This window comes from Pseudocolwellia sp. AS88 (assembly GCF_030551755.1).
Classification (GTDB): Bacteria; Pseudomonadota; Gammaproteobacteria; order Enterobacterales; family Alteromonadaceae; genus Pseudocolwellia.
On sequence record NZ_JAUPEC010000004.1, the window covers coordinates 182198 to 205672 of the forward strand.

The following is a 23475-nucleotide window of genomic DNA, read 5'->3' on the forward strand; positions in this document are numbered from 1 at the left end:
AAAACAACAAAAGCGTCCTTTCTGCACACTTATTAACTTCATAAGCTAGATAATATGCCTCTATGTTAATTCTTTTGGGCCTATGATTATGCAAACCACCTTAGGTATTTTAGCTATTGTTATGTGGAGCTGTTTGGCCTTGTTAGGGGTTAACACGGCGGCTATTCCTGCATTTCAATTATTGTCTGTGTGCTTTGCCATTTCAGCGTTATTAATGTTTATTAAACGCCTTATTTTAAAAGAAAATCTATTCTCCAAGCCAACGTTATCAGTTAAGCAATGGTTAGTGGGAGTTGGTGGATTATTTGGTTTTCATTATTGTTATTTTACCGCTCTAAAAATAGCGCCAGCAATTGAAGTAAGCTTAATTGCTTATTTATGGCCGATGCTACTAGCGCTATTTATTGCCACTAAAGCGACTCGTATCAAAGCATTATTAGGTGGCTTAATAAGCTTTATTGGTGTGAGTTTTATTATAGTGGGTGATACTGATCTGGCTTACAATCCTGACTATATCAAGGGTTATGCATTAGCTGCTTGCTGCGCCATTTTATGGTCCACTTATTCTTGGTTCTTTTCAAAGTCAGATAGTAACGCTGCAAACTCAGTTGATAACATTGGTTGGTTATCGTTAGTTACTGCATTATTCGCGCTTATAGTTCACTTTCAATTAGAGACAGCTTACCTGTCAAGCTCGCAATTAAGCTCTCAGAATTGGCAATTCACTTTTCAACAATGGATTAGCATTATTTTATTGGGAATAGGCCCTGTTGGCGGCGCATTTTATTTATGGGACATCGCTTTAAAGCAAGGAAATAAGAAACTCTTAGCCTCGTTAAGCTTTTGTACTCCACTAATCTCGTCAATAATTTTAGCTCTTGTTGGACTTAACTTATGGTCTTCGAATATACTGATTTCATTAAGTTTAATACTACTAGGCGCGCTGGTTTCTAATACACGAACTCTTTCATTCTCAGCTCTGCTTTTATATATAAAATTAAAAGTGAAGCGGAACACACACAAAATCTCAACGTAAATATAAGGCGATAACATGCAAATAACATGGGACGATTTTCAAAAAGTAGATTTAAGAATTGGCACTATTATCGAAGTTACTGAGTTTCCTGAAGCTCATAACCCTTCGTACAAAATGAGAATAGATTTTGGTGACGAGATTGGTATCAAAAAGTCTAGCGCACAAATCACTAAGCTTTATAACCTAGACGATTTACTCGGTAAGCAAGTGCTTGCGGTAACTAACTTTCCACCTAAGCAAATAGGCCCATTTATGTCGGAATGTTTAGTGACGGGTTTCTACAATACCAATAAAGATATTGCGCTAGCGATGCCTGAATTTGACGTACCAAACGGTTCTAAGCTTATTTAAACTGGTTTATATCATGACTTAAATATGAGTATATGCTACAAAACAAAAAAGAATATGCCCATACTAACTACCACAGTAAGTAAGGTATTTCGCGTAAAGTAAGCCAGTAAACACGCGATAATAGCGCCCACTAAGTAGTTATTATCAATACTTAAATAAAGCGCCTGCTCTTTTACTAAAACCAAAGGCGCTATTATTGCCGTCAGTACAGCAGGTGCGGCATAACTAAGAAACTGCAACGAATGTTTATTAAGTTTTAGCGGCAACTTAGGTTCTAGAAATAAGTAACGGCTGATAAAAACGATTGCAGCCATTAAGCCTATAGTTATCCAAATCATACTGATTCACCTGTCATTCTTGCATACAAAGTACCGCAAGCCATGCCAATTAAAGCAGAAATGAGTAAACCTATTTCAATATTGTAAATCCTACAAACCACCGAACTCACCAACGACACTAATACACATACCAAGATAGATTTAGCTTTAACCATAGGAATAATAATCGCGATAAAGGTAGAAGCAATAGCAAAGTCTAATCCCCAGTTTTCCATATTCGGTATGCTTTGCCCGGCAATAATGCCAAGTAAGGTAGCAATGTTCCAAAATACATAAAAACTTAAACCTCCGCCTAGTGCATACCAGCGGTTAAATAAGTGATCTTTACTTGTAGTAACAATGGCAAAGAGTTCGTCGGTTAGTAAAAAACCAAGAGACAAACGCCACTTTAATGGTAGTGAACTTACGTCTTTTCTTAACGCCATGCCGTAAAGTAAATGTCGAGAAGTGATCAACAACGTAGTTAGCAAGATACTTGTTAAACCTATACCTGATTTTATCATACCTAAAGCGACAAGCTGAGCAGCTCCAGCAAAAACTATCATCGACATACCTTGCGACTCAAGTGATGTTAGCCCAACCTCAATGGCATAAGATCCCGCTAAAATACCCCATGGGATCACAGCGATACTTAATGGCAACATAGCGATAACGCCTTGCCAGAATGATTTCTGCTTCGATTGGGTTTTGGACTTCTCTTTGAACTTGCTTTTGAATTGTTCTTCGGCTTGCACTGGCGCTTCTCTTAGTTCTAACCGCTTAGGAAAATTACTTTTAAATACTGGATTTAATAAAAATTATTTTACGACAAAAAATGATAAATTTATTGTACAAAATTGGCTCTTAACGCTTTTGAATAAACACCAGGTGTTACACCCATGGCACGTTTAAAATGACGATATAGATGGCTTTGATCATGAAAACCACTATCAAGCGCAACATCCATCATTTTATAACCTTGTTGAATCAACTTTTTAGCCAGTCTTAATCGGCTTTGTATTTGATAAGTATGTGGCGGTAAGCCAAAAGAACGTTGAAACTGTCTTAATAAATGGCATGGGCTTAAGCCTGAAATTAACGCTAACTCCTCCAAAGAAACATCGGCAGCAGGATATTCATCTAAAAACTCTTTAACAAGCAACACATGACTTTTATTAGATTGCGCGAGGTTAATATTGAAACGGCTTTTACTGTGCCGCGCCACTAATTTTACCAGTGCAGAATAAAGCACGCTTTCACGCAATAAAGTATTTTCAGAGGTACTAAGGGTAGTAAAAGTTGTACGTAATACTTGCGCCAAATGAGGGTCGTAAACCACAGCTTGTGGGAAGTAAGGAGCACCTTTATTTAGCCCTAACTCTTGGCTGATAGATTCAAATACAGCAGGCAGCGGATACATAGCACGATACGACCATCCACCTTCAGATGCTGAACAGCCATTATGTACTTCATCGGCATTCACTAAAATAATACTGTGCTGTGGAGCAATATGATTATCACCTGTGCGATAGAATTTTTGCGCACCATTATCGATAACACCCACAGTATATCCAGCATGACTATGCCGAGAGAAATTCTGTTTATAGTAAGTCGCGTCAAGCAGTTCAATACCGCCTAACTCTTCTGTTAACTGAAATTCCGCCCTTTCTTTTAACGCCGCCATACTGATTCGTAGTTAGCCATTTTTATACATTATAATTCATCGAGATTAGCATGTTTTGTACAATATGAGCATGTAGATTTTAAACATTAGAGTATTCGAACAAAATTCCCAAAAAAACATAAGTCTGTTATATTTTCTTAGCTGAAGTAACTCTGTGTTGTAAGTCTAATCAATAACTATAAGAATCGAAAATAAGGAATAAATATGTTTCTCCATCCTAAAGGTAAGTTCGCTATTTTCGTTTCGCTGTTCGTTTTTCTACTATCTGCTTGCTCTTCCAATCCCAAACTCATGCCAACCCCTAATGTATTTGTGAATTCACCTTATTCAGAAAACGATATACCTGAAACTTTACGTGAAACCAGTATGGAGCTGATTTATGTAACCGACAGAGGTGCTTCAGAAAAAAAAGGCGTTAAATACGATGCTAGTCGTTCCTCATCTATTGCTTATGGTGTTGCCAAAGTAAATTTTGATAATAACGCACTCCCTTTTGCGACATTAATTGAGCAAAGTAATCTACAAAAGCGCTCGGCCGATTTAACTTATGTTATGGAACAAGTTGATGAGCAAGGACGTTTTCCTTTATCACCTTATAAATTTAAAATGGTAGGAGAGCACCTCCAGATTGATGAAGACATTCTAGAAAAGAAATCTTTCCATGAAAACCAACTCAACAACAAGATCAATCAAGGCTTAAAAAACAGCGAGAATAAAGATGTTGTTTTATTTGTTCATGGTTTTAACAATACCTTTGATGAATCGGTATTTACTCTTGCTGGTCTTTGGCATTTTATGAAACGCCAAGGTGTTCCTATCGTTTATTCTTGGCCAGCAGCAGCGAAAGGTCTTAACGCTTATTTTGCAGATAAAGAGTCAGGACAATTTACTATTTTCCATTTGAAAGAAACTTTACGAGTACTTTTTAAGAATCCTGAAATAGAAAACATTCATATTATTGCTCACAGCCGTGGCACCGACGTAGTAACGACAACATTACGTGAACTGATTATTGAAAACAGAGCCAGCGGTGGAAATCCAAGAAAAGACTTACGCATAGAAAATCTAGTTCTAGCAGCTCCCGATCTAGATTTTGGTATAATTAAACAAAGATTAATGGCAGAACAGTTTGGCCCAGCTTTCGGAAAAATCACCATTTACACCTCTCAAGAAGACAGTGCTTTAGGTATTTCCTCGTGGTTAACAAACAGCTTGAGCTTTGGCCGATTAAATACAAAAGATGTGAACGTGAATGAGCGAAACATCTTTAATTCAGTAGGAAATGTAAGCCTAATTAAAGTACCTAAATCAAGTAACTTTATTGGACACGATTACTTTCATAGTAACCCAGCTGTAAGTTCAGACCTTATCAACTTGATCTTACACAAAGCTTCTCCGGGTTCAAAAGAACGACCGTTAACAAAGCTTGAAAATAACTTTTGGTCGCTCGACTCAGATTATTTGATAGAGAAATAGCTTCTCATCTCTCATTTATTTTAGTTTTCCACTAAACTCCAGACACAAAAAAGCCAGCGACTGACGAAGCTGGCTTAGTTTTACTCAAAATAGAATAGCTATTATTGAGCTACTTTTACTCGAATTCTGTTTTTTGCAATTCTTTGTTCATGTAAAGCTGCTAATGCTTTTTTTGCTTCAATTTCTTTCGGCATTTCTACAAAAGCAAAACCTTTTGATAAACCTGTCGCTTGGTCTAAAACCAGCGTACATTCTGATACTTTGCCATGTGCAGAAAATAAAATACGAATTTCTTGTTCGGTTGTTGAACGAGAAAGGTTACGAACTAAAAGTTTCATAATTAACCATTGGTGTGTTTCTTTATACTGCAATTATCTCACAATTCTTCTACAGACCATATTAGTTTGTGTATTTTATCGCTATGTCACTGTTTCAACGTTTTACAGCTGAGTATTGTTACCTTTCGACGACTGTCGCTTTATTGTTTAGCGTATTAAAAAAAGCTTTAATTTGGCTGGTTTCTTCGGCGGTTAGTCTAATGCCTAATTGATGCCAACCGGTATCTTCGATCGCTTGTTCAATAGTGGTTGCTGCACCATCATGAAAGTAAGGCGCGGTATTTAATACGTTACGTAATGATGGAACTTTAAAGAAGTAGTTATCGCCGGGGTTCTTGGTTATATCTCCAACACCTTTATCTATTGTATTTGGATAAGGATGTACAATACCCATTTTCATAAATAAGCGGCTACCTAATAACGGTCCGTTATGACAAGCCACACAGCCTTTTTCGATAAAAGTATTTAGCCCTATTTTTTCGGCTTGTGTGATGGCAGTTTCATCGCATTTTAAATATTCATCAAGCCGGTCTCGGGTAATTAAAGTGCGTTGAAAAGCTGCTAGCGCCTGCGAAATATTCTGTATAGAAATCGGTTGCTCTTGTTCTGGATAAGCTTGCTGTGGAAATGCTTGTTTGAATTCAGTTAAATAGCCTTTGTTGATAAGTCTTGTAAGCACTTCGTTTTCTGAAGGCATGGCCATTTCTTTTATATCGAAAAGTGGAAAGGCAACTTGTGCTTCTAAGGTTTTAGCGCGTCCGTCCCAAAACTGAGCGACGTGCATTCCTGCATTCCATGTGGAAGTTGAGTTACGTGTACCTAACTTACCTAAGGCACCTACAGATACCTTTAAGTTATCAACACCTGCTGCATTATTAATAATGTTATGGCAGCTATTGCATGATTGTGTTTTGTTAATTGAAAGCGCAGTTTCAAAATAAAGTTTTTCGCCTAAAGCTTGTTGCTGCTTGGTGTCAGCTTCACTGCCTGTCATTTTATCGGGCATCGGCTGGAAAAATTGTAATGCAGATTGAACAAGACTGTTAGTTGCATGGCTTTTACTTATATTGCTTAGGGTAAGTAAAAGAGTAATGGCACCAAGTAGTAAGGTTTTGTTCATGAGGCTTCTTCTCCCAAGCACCCTCTAATGTGAAAAAAGAGAAGAATAAGTGCTTTGGCAATAAACCAGTCAGTACTCATTCTTCTCTTGTTATAAGGTTAACTCTGTAATGATACAGAGTTAACCTTTCTTACTTACAAACTATCATTTGTATATTTACGATTAATGCTTAGTTTATTTCAGGTCAAAGCGATCTAACTTCATCACTTTATCCCAAGCACTTACGAAATCGTTAACAAACTTCTGGTCAGCATCTTTAGAAGCGTAAACTTCTGCAATTGCTCTAAGCTCTGAACTTGAACCGAAGATTAAGTCAACTGGTGTTGCTTTCCACTTTAACTCACCTGTAGCACGGTCACGACCTTCGTAGATACCTTCTTCAGATTTAGCTTTAGTCCATTTGTTAGACATATCTAATAAGTTAACAAAGAAGTCGTTAGTTAATACGCCAGGCTTGTCTGTAAATACACCTAGTGAAGAACCATCGAAGTTAGCATTCAATGCACGCATACCACCAACAAGCACTGTCATTTCAGGAACATTTAAGCCAAGAGTATTCGCTTTATCAACTAACATTTCTGTTGGTTTCATGTAGCTATCTGTAGTGTAAAAGTTACGGAAACCGTCAGCATCAGGCTTCAAGTAGTTAAACGATGTAACATCTGTTTGTGCTTGTGTTGCATCAGCACGGCCAGCTACAAATGGAACTTTAACTTTAAAGCCAGCTTGTTTAGCAGCGTCTTCAATTGCTACAGCACCACCAAGAACGATTAAGTCAGCAAGAGAAACCTGTTTCTTAGATGATTTCTTGTTGAATTTATCTTGGATAGATTCAAGTTTAGCTAATACTTTGCTTAGTTCTTTAGGGTTATTAACAGCCCATGTGTTTTGTGGCGCAAGGTTAATACGTGCACCATTTGCACCGCCACGCATATCTGTAACTCTGTGGCTAGACGCTGACGCCCATGCTGTTCTTACTAATTCAGACGTTGTTAAACCTGAATCAAGAATGTTTTTCTTAAGTTTAACTACATCCTTGTCTGTTACTAACTTGTATGTAACTTCTGAGATAGGGTCTTGCCATGTAAGTACTTCATTTGGTATTTCAGCACCAACGTATCTTGCACGAGGTCCCATATCACGATGCGTTAGTTTGAACCATGCTTTAGCAAAAGCTTTATCAAATTCACGTGGGTCTTCTCTGAAAGCTTCAACAATCTTACGGAATGCTGGATCTTCTTTTAACGCAACATCAGTTGTAAACATAATAGGCGCATTACGCTTATTAGGAATATGTGCATCAGGAACTAAGTAAGCTGCAGCTGGATCATCTGGTGTCCATTGCTTAGCGCCACTAGGACTTTTAGTAAGTACCCAGTTAAAATTCATTAGGTTGTCTAAGTAGTTTGACGACCATTTAGTTGGAGTTACTGTCCAAGCGCCTTCTAAGCCACTTGTTGAAGTATCAGCACCAACACCAGTACCACATGAATTCTTCCAGCCTAAACCTTGATCTTCAACCGCCGAACCTGCAGGTTCAACGCCAACACATTTACTTGGCTTTTTCGCACCATGTGCTTTACCTAATGTGTGACCACCAGCAAGTAGAGCAACAATTTCTTCGTCGTTCATTGCCATGCGGCCAAATGATAATCTAATATCTGCAGCAGCTAAAAGAGGATCAGGGTTACCGTGTGGACCTTCAGGGTTTACATAAATCAAGCCCATTTCTAATGCAGCAAGAGGACGTTTTAATTCGCCTTTTGAATCACGACGTTCGTCAGTAAGCATTTTAGTTTCTGGACCCCAGTAAACTAGATCTGGTTCCCAATCGTCGCTACGACCACCAGCAAAACCAAAGGTTTTAAAGCCCATTGACTCAAGCGCTACGTTACCAGAAAGTACCATTAAATCTGCCCAAGAAACTTGACGACCATACTTTTGTTTTACAGGCCATAATAAACGGCGAGCTTTATCTAAGTTTGCGTTGTCTGGCCAGCTATTTAGCGGATCAAAACGTTGTTGACCACCAGAAGCACCACCACGACCATCATGTACACGGTAAACACCAGCACTATGCCAAGCCATACGGATCATTAATGGACCGTAATGCCCCCAATCTGCAGGCCACCAAGCTTTTGAATCAACAAGCGTTGTTTCAATATCTTTTTTAAGTGTATCAAGATCAACTTTGGCAAATTCTTTTGCATAATTAAATTCTGCACCGTACGGGTTTGATTCTGCACCGTGCTGTCTTAGTGGACTAAGGTTTAATTGATCTGGCCACCAAAATTGATTTGTTTTAGCTTCGCCTTCAGCAAATGCTGAAACAGTTACAGCCATTGATGAAAGAGCTACTGTAATTGCTGCTGCCATTGGGAGTGCTTTTTTTAGCATGATAGTTTCCTCGTAATGTTTAAGACTTTATTTATAACTTTGTTCAGAAGTTGTAATAATTAATTTCAAGTGCAGTGTAGAGGCAAGAGTATCTTCTGGATATTTGATTAACTTGAAGATAATGTTCTGTTTTTTCGACTTATCGATTTTTTTGATTAAATATCAGCTATTTGATTTAACTTTTAATAAAGGAAAATTGAATTATATGATTTAAAACTAAGAGTTTGCTTGTCATCATTCTATAAAATTGATTAACATGACCACTTAATTCTATTTATACTAACGCTTTTCTTATGATTTCATTCAAACAGCTCTCTTATGCTTTAGCCATTGAAAAAACCTTACATTTTAAAAAAGCAGCTGAAGCCTGCAATGTGTCTCAGTCAGCTTTAAGTACCGCGATAACAGAGCTTGAAAGGCAATTAGATGTCACTATTTTTGAACGAAATAACAAGCAAGTACTTATTACAGATAAAGGCGAGCTTATTCTCAACAAAGCGAGAAGAGTGAAGTTAGAATTAGACGAATTACTGCAAATAGCTCAAGTTGATAATCAACCATTCGCTAACCCAATGAAAATAGGTGTTATTCCAACTATTGGCCCTTACCTTTTACCTAAAGTATTGCCTGAAGTAAGAAAGCAATATCCTGATTTCAAATTACGTATTATAGAAGAGCAGTCGCATAATTTAGTTGAGATGGTACGCACAGGTGATATTGATGCTGCAATACTTGCCTTACCCTTCCCTATTGACGGCTTAATGAGTTTTGAATTTTGGAAAGAAGATTTCTATTGGATTTGTCATAAAGATGAATACCTGCCTTCGATGCAAGAAATCACCAGTGACGAATTAGAAATTGACAAACTCATGTTGTTAAAAGACGGGCATTGTTTAAAGCAACATGCTTTAGCAGCCTGTAGCTTACAAAATAAAACCCAAGAATCTGATTTTGACTCAACCACTTTGTATACGCTTATTCAAATGGTAGCGAGCAAGTTAGGTTCTACGTTAGTTCCGCACATGGCGCTAGATCAGTTGATATGTAATGAGTCGGAAATTAGAGCCGTACATTTAAATGAGCCAGGCCCACACCGTTCTATAGCCTTGGTTATACGACCAAACTATGTGAGAACAAGCGAACTAACAATACTGATGAATATATTTAAAAGCCAACTATCGAATTCTTGTAGTTTAGCTGCAGAATAGCGCTAGCCACATTGAGATAAGTATCTCTCAATAAGCTATAGAAAATAACTATAGGTAGACTCACCCAATGGCATCTAACATTTACACTGTTTTATATACAAATGGCGAGTCAGCCTTCTTTTTACAAGAAAGTGGGATTAGATCCTCCTTTCACACATTACCAGTTACAGCTATATTTTTAAGTTATTGATCTACTGATAACAATTACGTAATGTCGATATTAATAAATAACGGTTAGGTATACGGAGCATGCATGGACGATTTTGATTGGATTGATAGAAGCTCAGGAGAGCGATTCCATTCTGCAATATACAATTGTCCTGATTGTAGTAAAAAAGTTTCATTCGGTGATAATTTTTGTCGGCATTGCGGTATAAAATTTACCCCTCAAATGTGTAATCACATGAAGAAAAATTTAAAACTGCTTAGTGATAGTAATTTCAAACATTTAGTCATAATCATGCTTATAGTTTTGGTTATTATATTGAGTACTGTACTTTCTTAGTTTGGTTATATTGTATACCTAAGAAAATGAACTAGGACAAAAAATAACTGGCTAGGTTTCGCTCCACTTCACATTTTTGACAACTTAGAGTTAGCATGTAAACGGCTTGTTTTTTAAGTAAAAATGCAGCGAGACACTTATTCGCTGGCTTCGCCAACGACACTCACAACGGCTCTTTAGCAAGGGTTTGCTTTCAATCTACAATGGAGTAATTAAAATTGTCAGATAATAAATTTGAACAAGCATTTAGTGAAAATAGTTTTTGGGATAAAACCAAGAAATTTGCAAAAGCGGCAGGTGAAACTGTTTTAGAGCCTGCACTAAAGCTTTATTATTCAGCTCAAGATTCCGATACTCCTTCTTGGGCTAAAACTACCGTTTACGGTGCACTTGGATATTTTATTTCACCAATAGATGCGATTCCTGACCTTACTCCTATTGTTGGTTATTGCGATGATCTCGGAGTCCTTGTAGCAGCCACAACAACCATAGCTGTATATATTAAAAATGAGCACTCCGAAAAAGCAAAAGAAACATTAAAAAAATGGTTTGTTTAATACAAAGATAACAAGTGATTATGGTTTCAAATCTTAATGATTAATCCATTTTGGCATCTCAATGTAACTGTTCGAGCTAAATAAAAAGAGGAAACAGATAAGCACCTATTTCCTCTTTTGTAATACTAAACCTTTACTTTAAACGCAGGTTTCTAATGTTAGTAACAGCGAGTGTTAATAACTCAGCTTAATGAATACCTTTTATGAAAGCGTCACACGATTCGTTAAATTCAGCTTCTTTTACTTCTGACTGTAACTGACAACCCACTAAGTAATTTACGTCTTTAGACTTTGTTTTAACGAGTTTTTTGTCTTTAAAGTTGGCGCTAAGATTCATGTATTTACTGATCAGCTTCCCTTCATTTAACAATTCAAAATTATATGGTGTTTCTAGCTGAGTAAACTTCTGCCAAAAATCTTTATAGCTGTCGCTGGCTTCGTCGGCTAGGTCGTAATATTTAGAGATATAAAACGCGCCATCTTCGTTAATATTAGGGCTAAAATCTAATGTCCCGATCACTAACTCGTTGGTATTTTCAGGGTTCACTTCAATACCTGCGTATAAGTTACTGTCGTTAGTAAGTTTCAGTTTTTCCATGTCGCCTGAAAAGCCAGCTAATTCAAACTCAATGTTGTTTTTGTTAATTTCAAAACTTGAGTCGTGAAGGTACTTAGGCAGAATTTTATCAGGTAATTCTAAAAATTCTTTCCATTCACTTAGTTTAGCTGAGTAAGACAACATGGTTCTGTGTAGGTTATCTGGGTAAGCTTGCTTTTGTACTTCAAGCCAAGCGACTGAAGTTTGCAATAAATCACACGCAACACCTTTAGGAATAGGTAAACAGTAGATCATAATGGCTCTATCTGAATACTGATCATTCCATGCTGCCATTTGCCATACTCGACCATATTTGTCGGTGTGCTGTTCTTGGTAAACAGGCTCTCCATATGAAGCTATATATACTGGAGTACCTGATATTTGGCGGTTCCACTGCACTGACGATAAAAAGGTATCTAAAATGCCTTTTTTATTTTTAATAAATGCGGCGAGCTTAGTGTCTTCTGGCTTTTCTAATATAAACTGATAGGTTCCCAACATTTTACTATTGTTACCGTACAATAATGATTGGTTTTTAGTGATGGTTATTTCACGTTGGTTTTCAGGGTTATGTAACAACCATTCACCATTACCGTTAATATCAATAATAGACAACATCTTATCGTTAGGCTGGTTTCTTAAATATTTATCTACATTCTTATGTTTAGGGAAAATCTCGTTTTCGAATTTGTCGGTAAATTCACCTCTGGCATCAGCAAAGCGGGTATAAAAGCTTTTTTCTGCTGCAGCTCTTAAATCCATAATGTCTTGAGGTAGCTTAGTGTTAAATTTCCAAGTAAATCGGTGTCTTTGTAATGATTCAACTTCAGACATTTGTGGTGCAAAAAATTCAGCTTCTTTATCAGTAAACTTAATAAATTCTTGAATAGGTAGTGCGTAGTTAAGATTTTCGTTAGATGACTTTTTAGTTACGATACCAACTACTTCACCTGCTAAGTTAAGTAACGGACCTCCACTATTACCTGGCGATGCTGCGGCTGAATAACGTATATTTTTCCATTGCCCATCTATAGCTTCGTATGTGAATGAGGTTAGTGAACCTTTTCTGAAAATAACGCCTTCTCCTAAGGCATTGCCCGCAGCATAAACTACATCACCTTCTTCGTAGTCATCGCTAAATGCAAACTTATGATACTTAGAGGTGTCACCTTCAATAGAAAACTGGATAAGGTCTCGATAATTTGAGAACTTCTCAACTTTTTTGATTTTGAATAAGTTGCCTTTACTGTCGCGAACAGCATAGTTTTTAGCAAATAGAGAATAGTTACCAATATTAAAAACATGTGCCGCAGACACTAAAGTATTGTCGTCAATTAAAAAAGCTGTACCTACGCTGTGTTGTTTGTCTTTGCGAATATGGAAGGGAATTAAATCTTTAGGAAATTCATCTTTGTAGATGGTGTTATCTTCTAGTTTTAAGGTAACAACTTCGAAAATGCCTTTCTTTAAGGTTTTTATCTGACTTGAAAGTAGTTCCTCTTTTTCGGCATAAGCTGGAAGTGAAATACTGAGTACTAAAATACACTTTAAAATAAATCGATAAGCTTTATACATTAACTTTATTCCTTTTAGTTATTATTTTTATCCTTAATCAACCCCTATCTGGTTTTGATAAAAGCTTATTTAATATAGCACTAAAAGATTAAATTAATAAGGTGGAAAGCGTACGTAAAATTGTGTGCACTTAATCGGCATTTTTATATACCAGATATCAACATTTCGGTGTTATTATGCCGCACTTTCATTCAATTTAATTAGCACTCCATGTTAGTTTTAACTTTCAAGACAAGCCAATGTTGAGCTTGCCTAAAACTTTCTCTTCAGACGATACCACATCGCTTTTTGAATCAATTACTAATGACATAGTAGATAAAGGTTATAGTATTCGTCCTTATGCTTTGCCTGAGCATTTAGCGCAATTACTTTTGCAACATGTCACTATGTTAGATGAAGAAAAATTCAAACGTGCCGGGATCGGGCGTGCAAATGATCATGTTGTAAATGACTTTATTCGTACTGATGAAATATGCTGGATAACAGGTAATAGTGATGCGGGCAGTGCTTGGATAAAATGGTCTGAGTCTTTACGTATTTATTTAAATAGGCACTTATTTTTAGGCTTGTTTTCATTTGAAAGCCACTTTGCTCACTACGCCAAAGGTGACTTTTATAAAACGCATACTGACGCTTTTAAAGGTGAAGGTAATCGTATGTTGTCGGTAGTAGTTTACTTAAACCAATACTGGTTACCTGATGATGGTGGCGAGTTGGTTATTTACGATAAACAACAATCCACATCAGCGGTTATTGATAATAGTGTTATTAAAGTAACGCCTAATTTTGGTACTATTGTTGTTTTTTTAAGTGAAGAATTTCCGCATGAAGTATTACCAGCAAAACGCGACAGATACTCAATAGCAGGTTGGTTTAGATTAAATAACAGTATTGCTAATAATATTGATCCGCCTAGCTAAATAACACGTTTAACCGTTGTAAGCTCAAGCGATTTTTCTTATAACTAATCACTTGAGCCTATTAATTTACAAGTTTAGCTCAAGAACTACAAACCTAGCTCAGATAAACTTGGAAAATCATCAGGGCGAACGGCCCCTTCCCAGGTAAATAATCGGTCTTTTTCTTCAATAGGCAAATCGTTTATGCACGCATAACGTTTTTGCATTAGTCCGAGTTCATCAAATTCCCAATTCTCATTACCGTAAGCACGAAACCATTGATTTTCAGCATTCTTATACTCATAAGCAAAACGCACTGCGATTCGATTATCGGTAAATGCCCACAACTCTTTAATAAGTTTGTAATCTAATTCTTTCGCCCACTTCTGGGTAAGAAATTCTACAATTTCAGCTCTTCCGTTGATAAAAGATGAACGGTTACGCCATGAACTGTCTGGACTGTAGGCTAAAGATACGGCTTCTGGGTTTTTATTGTTCCAACCATTTTCAGCAGCTCTAACTTTTGTTTTTGCGCTTTGTGCATCAAATGGTGGTAGTGGCGGACGTGGGTTTTCCATGAATCTATCTCCGAGTATTAATTTAGTTTCAGGTGCTTAAAGTAAAAGTTAAATAAGCCATTGGTCTCATAACAAAAGAGTAGACCGACTTGTCTATTGAGTTAGGGTAGACAACTTTGTATACTTACGCAACACTTTTATTGCAAAGTGCTATAAGTCGCTAATAGAGATGCAAACAATGCTAGTAGAAAAGGTAAATGATAAACGTACGCAATTAATTGATACTGCATTGCAGCTATTTTATCTACAAGGTATTCATGCCATTGGTATTAATGAAATATTAGCAACATCAGGTATCGCCAAAAAAACCTTATACAATCATTTTTCAAGTAAAGAAGTCTTGATACAAGCTTGTGTAATAGAGCGAGACAAACGTTTTATGGCATGGTTTGAGGAGCAATGCAGTAATGCTCATTCAGTATCTGAATTTATTGAAAAATTATTTGATGGGTTAGATGATTGGATTAATAATCGCGTTTCCCAGATAGGGAATTTTGATGGCTGTTTTTTTGTGAATACAGCAGCAGAATATGGTAACTCTGATAGTGAAATTTATCAGTTATGTATGCAACATAAATTGAATATTAAACGCTGCATAGAGCAGCAACTTGCCTTAATGCTTAACGATAGCAAAAGATTAAAAAGCCTAACTGACTTGTTATTACTGCTTAAAGAAGGCGTTATTAATTGCGCCTACGTGATGAATGATAAAAAGGCCGCAGTGAAAGCTAAACCTTTAGCTTTAGCATTTAACGATTAAGGATTAGGGTAATAACGTAGCTAGATTGTTTAGCTCAATTCGTTAATAAAAACTAACTCATAAAAAACTAGGCCATAAAAAAGCAGCCTGCGTATTCACTTAGGCTGCTAAATATATTTGAAAGGTAAACTAATGATAAAAAGAATTAACGCAAAATCACCATAGGTAAGTTCGTTTTTTCCATCATTTTTAATGTATTACTACCAAGAAAGACTTGCGCTATTTTAGAGCGTGAAAAAGCGCCCATCACTAGCATTTCTATCTTATTTTCAGTTTTGTAATCCATTAAAGCATCATAAATATTACCTTCTAAAAAGCTGGCTTTTACGTTAAAACCGCTTTCTATGAGTAACTTTTTAGTTTGCTCAAACTTCTCTGCTATGGCACTTTGCTTATTATTTACTGTCACTAAATGACAAGTTAAATTATGCAATAATCCGCCTTCAATAATACGTTTAACCGCGGTGTCTGCAGTTTCACGCCCATCATAAGCTAACATAAAGTTTTCAGGTTCTGTAAAGCCTTTATTCGCGATAAGTACTGGCGTATTTACATGACGAATAATCTGCTCAATATGCGAACCTAAAGCTTTAAAGTTTTTCCCATGGTTTTCACCTGAACGACCAAGAACAATAAAGCGAGCATCGGCTTCAAGATCACAAATAGCTTCAGTAATGTCGCTGTGGCGTTGCGTTTTTTCAACCGAACTACAGCCGTTATCCGTTGCAAGCTTAGAAGCTTGCTCTAACATTTCATTACCTACAGTTAATGCAATTTTGCTGCGCTGTTCATCTAATAAAGACATTTCTTTAAGTAAAGATGAATGCGCACCTAAGCCAATACTGCCACTTAAATTTTCTACTACAGGCGTATTTACCTTTTCGATAGCATGTAAAAACAGTATGGTTTTGTTAAGCTTTTTAGCTGCCCAAATACCTGCATTACAAACGTCATCTGCATAAGCTGAGCTATCTACACATGTAATAATATTGTTCATTGTTATCCCCTTAGTGACCTGCCATGAACTTTTCAACTTCCTTCGGATCGTTATGTACACCAAACTTATCAACAATCGTTTCTGTTGCTTCACTCATTCCAATAATTTCTACTTCAGCACCTTCACGTCTGAACTTAATAACGACTTTATCTAGTGTTGATACTGATGTTATATCCCAAAAATGAGCATTACTTAAATCAATAACCACTTTACTTACGACTTCTTTAAAATCAAATGATTCAACAAACTGCTCTGAAGAAGCAAAGAAAACCTGACCAATAACTTGGTACACACGTGTATCTTCAGTAGATTTATCAGTTTTAACCACCATAAAGCGACCAATTTTGTTGGCAAAAAATAAGGTTGCTAATAAAACACCTACTAACACGCCCATCGCTAAGTTATGCGTAGCTACTACCACTACAACAGTTGCAATCATAACAATACTGCTTGAAAGCGGATTTTTCTTTAAGTTAATCACTGATGTCCAAGAGAAAGTACCAATTGAAACCATGATCATTACTGCAACCAGTGCAGCCATAGGAATTTGTTTTATCCATTCATCCATAAATACCACCATGATGATCAAGAATAAACCAGCAACAAATGTAGATAATCTACCTCTACCACCTGACTTCACGTTGATAATCGATTGACCAATCATCGCACAACCAGCCATACCACCCATTAAGCCAGCACCAATGTTTGCAATACCTTGACCTTTACACTCACGGTTTTTATCACTTTTCGTGTCGGTTAAGTCATCAACAATAGTCGCTGTCATCATGGATTCAAGTAAACCAACAACGGCAAGGCCAATTGAATAAGGTAGGATAATCATTAAGGTATCTAAATTTAATGGAACATCAGGCCATAAAAAAATAGGTAAAGTATCAGGTAATTCACCCATATCACCAACGGTACGAATATCTAAACCAACAGCCATAGCAACACCTGTTAAGACAACAATACATACCAACGGAGATGGAATAGTTTTGCCAATAACAGGTAAGTATGGAAATAGGTAAATAATCCCAAGCCCTGCTGCTGTCATTGCATATACATGCCATGTAACGTTTGTAAGTTCTGGTAATTGCGCCATAAATATAAGAATAGCTAAGGCGTTTACAAAGCCAGTAACCACTGAGCTAGAAACAAAACGCATTAAACTGCCCAGCTTTAAATAGCCGGCAAATATTTGAAACACACCTGTTAATAACGTTGCAGCAAGAAGGTATTCAAGCCCATGTTCTTTAACTAGGGTTACCATTAATAATGCCATTGCACCTGTAGCCGCAGATATCATACCTGGACGACCACCAACAAAAGCAATAACAACTGCGATACAGAATGACGCGTATAAACCTACTTTAGGGTCAACGCCTGCAATAATAGAAAAAGCAATAGCTTCTGGGATCAAAGCCAACGCCACAACAATACCTGCGAGTAGATCGCCTCGAACATTAGAGAGCCAATCTAGTTTCATTTTTTCTAACATAAATAACCTTGTAGTATGTTTAACAGCAACGCCTTACAAGCACTGAATGATGAGCAGCAAATTTACGCTTTTCATCTATGCCTTAACGTTTATGTTTTTTGTTTTAATTGTTTATAAAATCTTTTGTACTAACGCACCCACCGCATTTACGGTACGAGAATGTCACGCTGAAACTGGTGACTTAAAGAAGAGAAATAGTTAGGGCTGCATAATCTACAAAACCTTACTTTTATTTCAAAAAGTACGAGTATCTATTATACAGCAAATTTGTTGAACAATTAAATAAGAACCTGCTTAACACCGCCTTTCTACCGTACTTATTTAACCTCAACTCGGGATAATGAATGTCATAACATTCAATAAAAAGAATTATTTATTAATAAATTAAAGAACCATCAGAGTACTTTACATGTAATTTGATGACTCAATATTGATAGTTTGATGCCTAGCAAGGCGGATTTGTGTACCCAATAGCTGGCTATTGGTAACGAATACCAGTTTTTTATTCCCGATAAAAACTAAATACCTACATCCATGTAGGCAACGATGTTAGGCTTAAAAATAGCTTATTGAGTAACTTTGCTTATCCCGAGCTGAGGTTATTTAAAAAGCCAATACTTCAGGTACAAAAAAGCTCACTATAAAGTGAGCTTAATATTTTTATATTATCAGACTACAAAGAAAAGTATTACTATAGAGTTCAATATTAAAAAATAAACACGTTATTAATATTGAGCCACCGTTGTTTTATTTCGACCTGTGTTTTTAGAAGAATATAGAGCGTCATCTGACAACTTCAGTAGTTCATCAGCACTTCTTTTTTCATCTTCATTACTAACGACTACGCCTATGCTAATAGTAATATAGATATCGTTTACACTTTCCTGTTTGACTTTTTTCCTTAAGCTTTCTGCTAGTTTATAAGCATCTTCTTCATTTATGTCAGACAGTAGTAATACGAACTCTTCGCCACCTACTCTTGCCACTATATCATTTGACCTTCGGTCTTCTTTTAATATATTAGCTAAGTGAATTAGGGCTTTATCACCCACTTGATGACCATGGGTATCATTAACTCGTTTAAAAAAGTCGATATCAATTGATAACAATGCAAAAGTAGATGGATTACGAGAAATATGATTAATAGCCCTCGTAATTTGTTTTTGTAGCTCGCGGCGATTCATTAACCCTGTTAATGGATCTGTTATTGCTAATTGATAAAGCTCTTTAGATTGCTCTTCAAGCTTCTCTTTCATCTTGATTAATTCACTGTGCAGCTTATCTCTATTAGTACATTCATATATAGACCAATAAGATTTCCCGTCCTCTCCTATTCTAATATTTACAACGACAGGAATAACTTTTTTCTGTTGGTTAACCCAAGATAATTGAATTTCTTGTACTGCGGTTTCGATCAACAGAAGAGGATAAATATAGCTATCAATAAAAATATTTGATGCTTTACTAAAACACGAAGATAAAGACAAATTAGTCAATGTACTAACCGCCCGCCCGCTTAAGTTACCAATATAAGAGTTACAAAAAACTATCTCTCTTTCTTGGTTAACTATCATATGGCCGGAGCAAAAGTTATTAATATCTGTGACAACATTAGTCGCCATAGATTACTCAATAAACTTAAGAATAATTGGAGTAATATCTTGGTAATTGGTCATATGCAAACAATGACCTTCAGCTTTCACAATTTCAAGCTGACTATTTTTTATATTTTCAGCCATATACTGCCCTACTTTTGTGCTTGCTAACGAATCAGATGCGCTTTGTAAAATAAGGGAAGGACATTTAATGTCTTTAAGAATATGTCGATAGTCTGAAAAGAAAGTAGCTTTTGCGAAGTTTTTGGCTATTAATGGGTCTGTACTACAAAAGCTTCCTGATAATTCAGCAATAAGTTCAGCTGATTGAGAACTCCCCATCACCAGTGGGGCTAAATAATTCGCCCAGCCAATATAGTTTTTATCCATTAACTCAATTAACTCTTCTAAATCACTTCGTTCAAAACCGCCCTCGTACTGTGGTGGAACGTTTAAAAAGCAAGGTGATGGACAAACCATAATTATTTTGCTGATTTTTTCAGGTATTTCTAATGAAGCAATAGAGGCAATAATAGAGCTAACTGAATGACCAATTATAGTAACATCAGTCAGTTGTAATTCTTCGATAATATCAATGATATCTCTTGCGTAACCTTCTAATGAACTGTATTTCTCATTTGAATAGCCTGTTACTACTGAATTCCCAGAGCCAACATAATCAAAGAGTACAACTTGATAGTGTTTTTCTAATTCTGGCAGCAGAAATCGCCACATATTTTGATCACATCCGAACCCATGAGCCAGCAATAAGGTAGGAGCATCTTTTAAACCTGAAATTTTGATATTGTTTATTGTTTTTATATTCATCATATCACCAGCTTTTTTTTAATAGTTCTTAGTATATATCAATGATTCAAAAATTTCTTAAACCACTTTTTTCATAAAAGCCTAGGTGTCATAAAATAAGCTTTTAAGAAATCGATAAGTAAACGTAGCTTTTTAGAGTCGGCGCCGCCAGGCGGAAATACCCCATACACGTTTATATCTTTCATTTTGTAATCATCGAGTACAGAAACTAAAGTGCCTTGTTGAATTTTAGGCTTAGCATCGTACATAGGTATTCGTCCTAAGCCATGACCACCTTCCACAAATGCAGTTCGTGCGGCAGCATTGTTGGTGGTAATTGTGCCTTTCATTTCAACGCTAAAAGATCGTGAGCCTTTGGTTAACTCAAGCGTACCTGAGGTTAATTTATACACCACCCATTGATGTTTATTTAATTCACTAGGATGTTTTGGCACCCCAAACTTTTCGAAATACGATGGCGAGGCACAAAGACAAGTATCTAATGTCGATAACTTAACGGCTTGCAAACCTGAATCAGCCAAAGGTGCTCCCCTGATGGCTAAATCAATACCCTCTTTCATTATATTTACCACTTCATCCGTTAACATCACATCAAGTTCAATTTTAGGATAAAGAGTACGAAACTCATTTAACGCAGGCACAATAGTTTGCAACCCAACATTTACTGGACAAGTAATTTTTAATAAACCGACAGGTTCATGTTTTAAGTTTTCAATTTGTTGATTAGCAGCTGTCGCTTGTTCAGCAATAATTCGACAATGCTGATAATAATCGCTGCCCGCTTCTGTTAAAGAAATTGTTCGAGTTGAACGGTTCAATAGCTTTATACCTAAATGCTCTTCAAGCTTTTTGATATGATAACTAACCACAGCACGCGATAAACCTATACGTTTAGCTGCGCCACTTAAAGTGCCTTGCTCAATAACTTGGGCAAATACCACCATACTTTTTAACTGCTCGAATGAAATATTCAACACTCACCTCATGCTTAACTACACTAAAGGCACAACAAGCTAATTCAACAACACGAACCTTATTATGCAAACAAAGCCATTGTATCATTTATTGATACAAAGTTAATCATATTAACTGCATTGTTAGCTTAAGCTTGCTTGTGTACACTTATCTCAGTTAGAAAATTACTTGTAAAACAACTTAATAAATTAGGAGTTCAAAATGAATACGAAGAAAGTATTAATGGTATTAACATCGCATGCTGATTTAGGTGATACAGGTGAGAAAACTGGTTTCTGGGTAGAAGAATTTGCCGCACCTTATTACGCATTTAAAGAAGCTGGGTTACAAATTACCTTAGCCTCTCCATTAGGTGGGCAAGCGCCAATTGACCCTAAAAGTGAATTAGACGACTTTCAAACGCCAGCAACTGTAAAATATTATGCTGATTCTGAAACTCAAGCGTTAATCGCTAACACACATGTACTTGCAGAAGTGAATAGTGAAGACTTTGATGCCGTTTTCTATCCTGGCGGTCATGGACCTTTATGGGATTTAGCATCAAACAATAATTCTATTGAATTAATTGAAAACTTTCTTAAAGCCAATAAGCCAGTGGCAACAGTTTGTCATGCGACTGCCGCATTATTAAATGTTAAAGACAGTGCTGGTGAATATGCTGTTAAAGGTAAAGCAATTTCAGGTTTCACAAACAGTGAAGAAGAAGCCGTACAGCTTACCGATATCGTGCCATTTTTACTTGAAGATGAGTTAGTTAAACGTGGTGCTGACTATCAAAAAACTGATGACTGGCATGCTTTTGCAGTACAAGACGCATTATTTATTACTGGCCAAAACCCGGCAAGTTCAGTACTTGTAGCTGAAAAATTACTTAACCAGCTAAATAAGTAGTACTCAAACTGATGATCACAAGGTTTTTAGTAGCTATACCTTTAAATAGCTACACAATCTAGTTTCTAGCTAACTGGCATAGATCAGTTAGCTGTTTCCCCTTTTATTGAGAGATTTTCCCTTATGTTAAATTTTAGCTTTCAAAACCCAACAAAAATTCATTTTGGTGAAGATCAGATTCACCTTATCGCTAAAGAAATTCCAGCTGACGCAAAAGTATTATTAGTATACGGCGGCGGCTCAATTAAAAGTAACGGTGTTTATGATCAAGTAGTAGCAGCATTAGCTGATCATACTTGGTTTGAATTTTCAGGTATCGAACCAAACCCTAAATACCAAACATTAATGAAATCATTAGAAATCATTGAAAAAGAAGACATTGATTACTTATTGGCTGTAGGTGGCGGTTCAGTAGTTGATGGCGCTAAATTTATCGCCGCAGCTGCATTATTTGAAGGTGGTGATCCTTGGGATATTCTAGCTAAGCAAACACCTGTAGAAAAAGCATTACCACTTGGCGCAGTATTAACCTTACCAGCAACAGGTTCTGAAAGTAACGGCAACTCAGTTGTGACACGTGATGGTGATAAATTACCATTTGCTAGCCCTTTGGTTCGTCCACAGTTTGCAGTATTGGATCCTAAAGTAACGTTATCATTATCTGATCGTCAAATTAGTAATGGTGTAATCGATGCTTTTATTCATGTTATGGAACAATACTTAACTTACAGCGTGAATGGCAAAGTTCAAGACCGTTTCGCTGAAGGTTTACTTCAAACCTTAATTGAAGAAGGTCCTAAAGCGTTACAAGCTGAAACGAAAGATGACTTAGAAATACGTGCAAACATTATGTGGTCTGCAACGATGGCATTAAACGGTTTATTAGGTGCTGGTGTTCCACAAGATTGGTCTACACATATGATAGGTCATGAATTAACAGGTGGTTTTGGTATTGACCACGCACGTACATTATCAATTGTTTTACCTGCAGTAATGAAAATTAAACGCAAAGAAAAACACGGTAAATTAGTACAGTACGCAGAGCGTGTATGGCATTTAACAGATACTGACGAAGAAGTTAAAATCGATAAAGCTATCGAGTTAACTGAAGACTTCTTCAAACGTATGGATGTACCTGTACGATTATCTGAAATAGATATAACAAAAGATCAAATTGATGGTCTGATTGAGAGACTAGAACAACACGGAATGACTGAGCTTGGTGAACATAGCGACATTACATTAGATGTAAGTCGTAAAATTTTAGAAGAAGCACTTTAGTCTATTTGCAT

At 36.5% G+C, this 23475-nt stretch carries 22 protein-coding genes; 9 read left to right on the forward strand and 13 right to left on the reverse strand.

Going from position 1 to position 23475, the window contains the following annotated elements; genetic code table 11:
• The first annotated feature begins 88 nt into the window (after positions 1-88).
• A complete protein-coding gene (locus tag Q5N69_RS04830) occupies positions 89-1036 on the forward strand; it encodes an EamA family transporter (protein ID WP_304367724.1) in 948 nt (315 codons plus the stop codon).
• 15 nt (positions 1037-1051) lie between these two features.
• Positions 1052-1387 (forward strand): tRNA-binding protein, encoded by a 336-nt coding sequence (locus Q5N69_RS04835; RefSeq protein WP_304367725.1) that lies wholly within the window; start codon positions 1052-1054, stop codon positions 1385-1387.
• 35 nt (positions 1388-1422) lie between these two features.
• Here Q5N69_RS04835 and Q5N69_RS04840 read toward each other — a convergent pair whose 3' ends face one another.
• The 3 genes from Q5N69_RS04840 to Q5N69_RS04850 form a co-directional block, all read right to left on the reverse strand.
• Positions 1423-1725, reverse strand: a complete 303-nt coding sequence (locus Q5N69_RS04840) for an AzlD domain-containing protein (protein ID WP_304367726.1) — start codon at positions 1723-1725, stop codon at positions 1423-1425.
• Positions 1722-2369 (reverse strand): AzlC family ABC transporter permease, encoded by a 648-nt coding sequence (locus Q5N69_RS04845; RefSeq protein WP_304367755.1) that lies wholly within the window; start codon positions 2367-2369, stop codon positions 1722-1724. Before Q5N69_RS04845 ends, Q5N69_RS04840 begins: the two co-directional genes overlap by 4 nt.
• Before the next feature lie 179 nt (positions 2370-2548).
• Positions 2549-3388 carry an AraC family transcriptional regulator gene (locus Q5N69_RS04850; RefSeq protein WP_304367727.1) on the reverse strand — a complete coding sequence of 280 codons (840 nt, stop codon included), beginning with the start codon at positions 3386-3388 and terminating at the stop codon, positions 2549-2551.
• 204 nt (positions 3389-3592) lie between these two features.
• On the opposite strand from Q5N69_RS04850, the gene Q5N69_RS04855 reads away from it, so the two are divergent.
• Entirely contained in the window at positions 3593-4864 is a 1272-nt protein-coding gene (locus tag Q5N69_RS04855) for an alpha/beta hydrolase (protein WP_304367728.1), read from the forward strand.
• A 101-nt stretch (positions 4865-4965) separates the two neighbouring features.
• Here Q5N69_RS04855 and Q5N69_RS04860 read toward each other — a convergent pair whose 3' ends face one another.
• The 3 genes from Q5N69_RS04860 to katG form a co-directional block, all read right to left on the reverse strand.
• Complete coding sequence (locus Q5N69_RS04860; RefSeq protein ID WP_304367729.1) at positions 4966-5202, reverse strand: RNA-binding protein; 237 nt, start codon at positions 5200-5202, stop codon at positions 4966-4968.
• A 118-nt stretch (positions 5203-5320) separates the two neighbouring features.
• Entirely contained in the window at positions 5321-6322 is a 1002-nt protein-coding gene (locus Q5N69_RS04865; RefSeq protein WP_304367730.1) for a cytochrome-c peroxidase, read from the reverse strand.
• Positions 6323-6496: 174 nt separating this feature from the next.
• Complete coding sequence (katG, locus tag Q5N69_RS04870) at positions 6497-8719, reverse strand: catalase/peroxidase HPI (RefSeq protein WP_304367731.1); 2223 nt, start codon at positions 8717-8719, stop codon at positions 6497-6499.
• A gap of 293 nt (positions 8720-9012) precedes the next feature.
• Here katG and Q5N69_RS04875 point away from each other — a divergent pair, with 293 nt between their 5' ends.
• Both Q5N69_RS04875 and Q5N69_RS04880 read left to right on the forward strand, forming a co-directional pair.
• Positions 9013-9927 (forward strand): hydrogen peroxide-inducible genes activator, encoded by a 915-nt coding sequence (locus tag Q5N69_RS04875; protein ID WP_304367732.1) that lies wholly within the window; start codon positions 9013-9015, stop codon positions 9925-9927.
• A 723-nt stretch (positions 9928-10650) separates the two neighbouring features.
• Positions 10651-10989: a YkvA family protein gene (locus Q5N69_RS04880; RefSeq protein ID WP_304367733.1), complete on the forward strand. Its 339-nt coding sequence runs from the start codon at positions 10651-10653 to the stop codon at positions 10987-10989.
• Between the two features lie 187 nt (positions 10990-11176).
• On the opposite strand, the gene Q5N69_RS04885 is transcribed toward Q5N69_RS04880, so the two are convergent.
• Complete coding sequence (locus Q5N69_RS04885; RefSeq protein WP_304367734.1) at positions 11177-13162, reverse strand: serine protease; 1986 nt, start codon at positions 13160-13162, stop codon at positions 11177-11179.
• A gap of 239 nt (positions 13163-13401) precedes the next feature.
• On the opposite strand from Q5N69_RS04885, the gene Q5N69_RS04890 reads away from it, so the two are divergent.
• The gene (locus Q5N69_RS04890) at positions 13402-14082 is read left to right on the forward strand and encodes a 2OG-Fe(II) oxygenase (protein WP_304367735.1); all 681 of its coding nucleotides are present in this window, start codon (positions 13402-13404) and stop codon (positions 14080-14082) included.
• Positions 14083-14168: 86 nt separating this feature from the next.
• Here the strand turns inward: Q5N69_RS04890 and Q5N69_RS04895 are convergent, their stop codons facing one another.
• Positions 14169-14639 carry a nuclear transport factor 2 family protein gene (locus Q5N69_RS04895; RefSeq protein WP_304367736.1) on the reverse strand — a complete coding sequence of 157 codons (471 nt, stop codon included), beginning with the start codon at positions 14637-14639 and terminating at the stop codon, positions 14169-14171.
• Between the two features lie 178 nt (positions 14640-14817).
• Here Q5N69_RS04895 and Q5N69_RS04900 point away from each other — a divergent pair, with 178 nt between their 5' ends.
• The gene (locus tag Q5N69_RS04900; protein ID WP_304367737.1) at positions 14818-15399 is read left to right on the forward strand and encodes a TetR/AcrR family transcriptional regulator; all 582 of its coding nucleotides are present in this window, start codon (positions 14818-14820) and stop codon (positions 15397-15399) included.
• A 145-nt stretch (positions 15400-15544) separates the two neighbouring features.
• Here the strand turns inward: Q5N69_RS04900 and Q5N69_RS04905 are convergent, their stop codons facing one another.
• The 5 genes from Q5N69_RS04905 to Q5N69_RS04925 all read right to left on the reverse strand — a co-directional run bounded on the left by Q5N69_RS04905 (position 15545) and on the right by Q5N69_RS04925 (position 21291).
• Positions 15545-16396 (reverse strand): universal stress protein, encoded by an 852-nt coding sequence (locus Q5N69_RS04905; protein WP_304367738.1) that lies wholly within the window; start codon positions 16394-16396, stop codon positions 15545-15547.
• 10 nt (positions 16397-16406) lie between these two features.
• Positions 16407-17894 (reverse strand): SulP family inorganic anion transporter, encoded by a 1488-nt coding sequence (locus Q5N69_RS04910; RefSeq protein WP_304367739.1) that lies wholly within the window; start codon positions 17892-17894, stop codon positions 16407-16409.
• Positions 17895-18619: 725 nt separating this feature from the next.
• Complete coding sequence (locus Q5N69_RS04915) at positions 18620-19390, reverse strand: GGDEF domain-containing protein (protein ID WP_304367740.1); 771 nt, start codon at positions 19388-19390, stop codon at positions 18620-18622.
• 129 nt (positions 19391-19519) lie between these two features.
• Complete coding sequence (locus Q5N69_RS04920; RefSeq protein WP_304367741.1) at positions 19520-20320, reverse strand: alpha/beta fold hydrolase; 801 nt, start codon at positions 20318-20320, stop codon at positions 19520-19522.
• A gap of 68 nt (positions 20321-20388) precedes the next feature.
• On the reverse strand, positions 20389-21291 hold the full coding sequence (locus Q5N69_RS04925) for a LysR family transcriptional regulator (protein WP_304367742.1): 903 nt from the start codon (positions 21289-21291) through the stop codon (positions 20389-20391).
• Between the two features lie 202 nt (positions 21292-21493).
• Here Q5N69_RS04925 and Q5N69_RS04930 point away from each other — a divergent pair, with 202 nt between their 5' ends.
• Complete coding sequence (locus Q5N69_RS04930) at positions 21494-22183, forward strand: type 1 glutamine amidotransferase domain-containing protein (RefSeq protein WP_304367743.1); 690 nt, start codon at positions 21494-21496, stop codon at positions 22181-22183.
• Positions 22184-22306: 123 nt separating this feature from the next.
• Positions 22307-23464 (forward strand): iron-containing alcohol dehydrogenase, encoded by a 1158-nt coding sequence (locus tag Q5N69_RS04935; protein ID WP_304367744.1) that lies wholly within the window; start codon positions 22307-22309, stop codon positions 23462-23464.
• Positions 23465-23475: the final 11 nt, after the last annotated feature.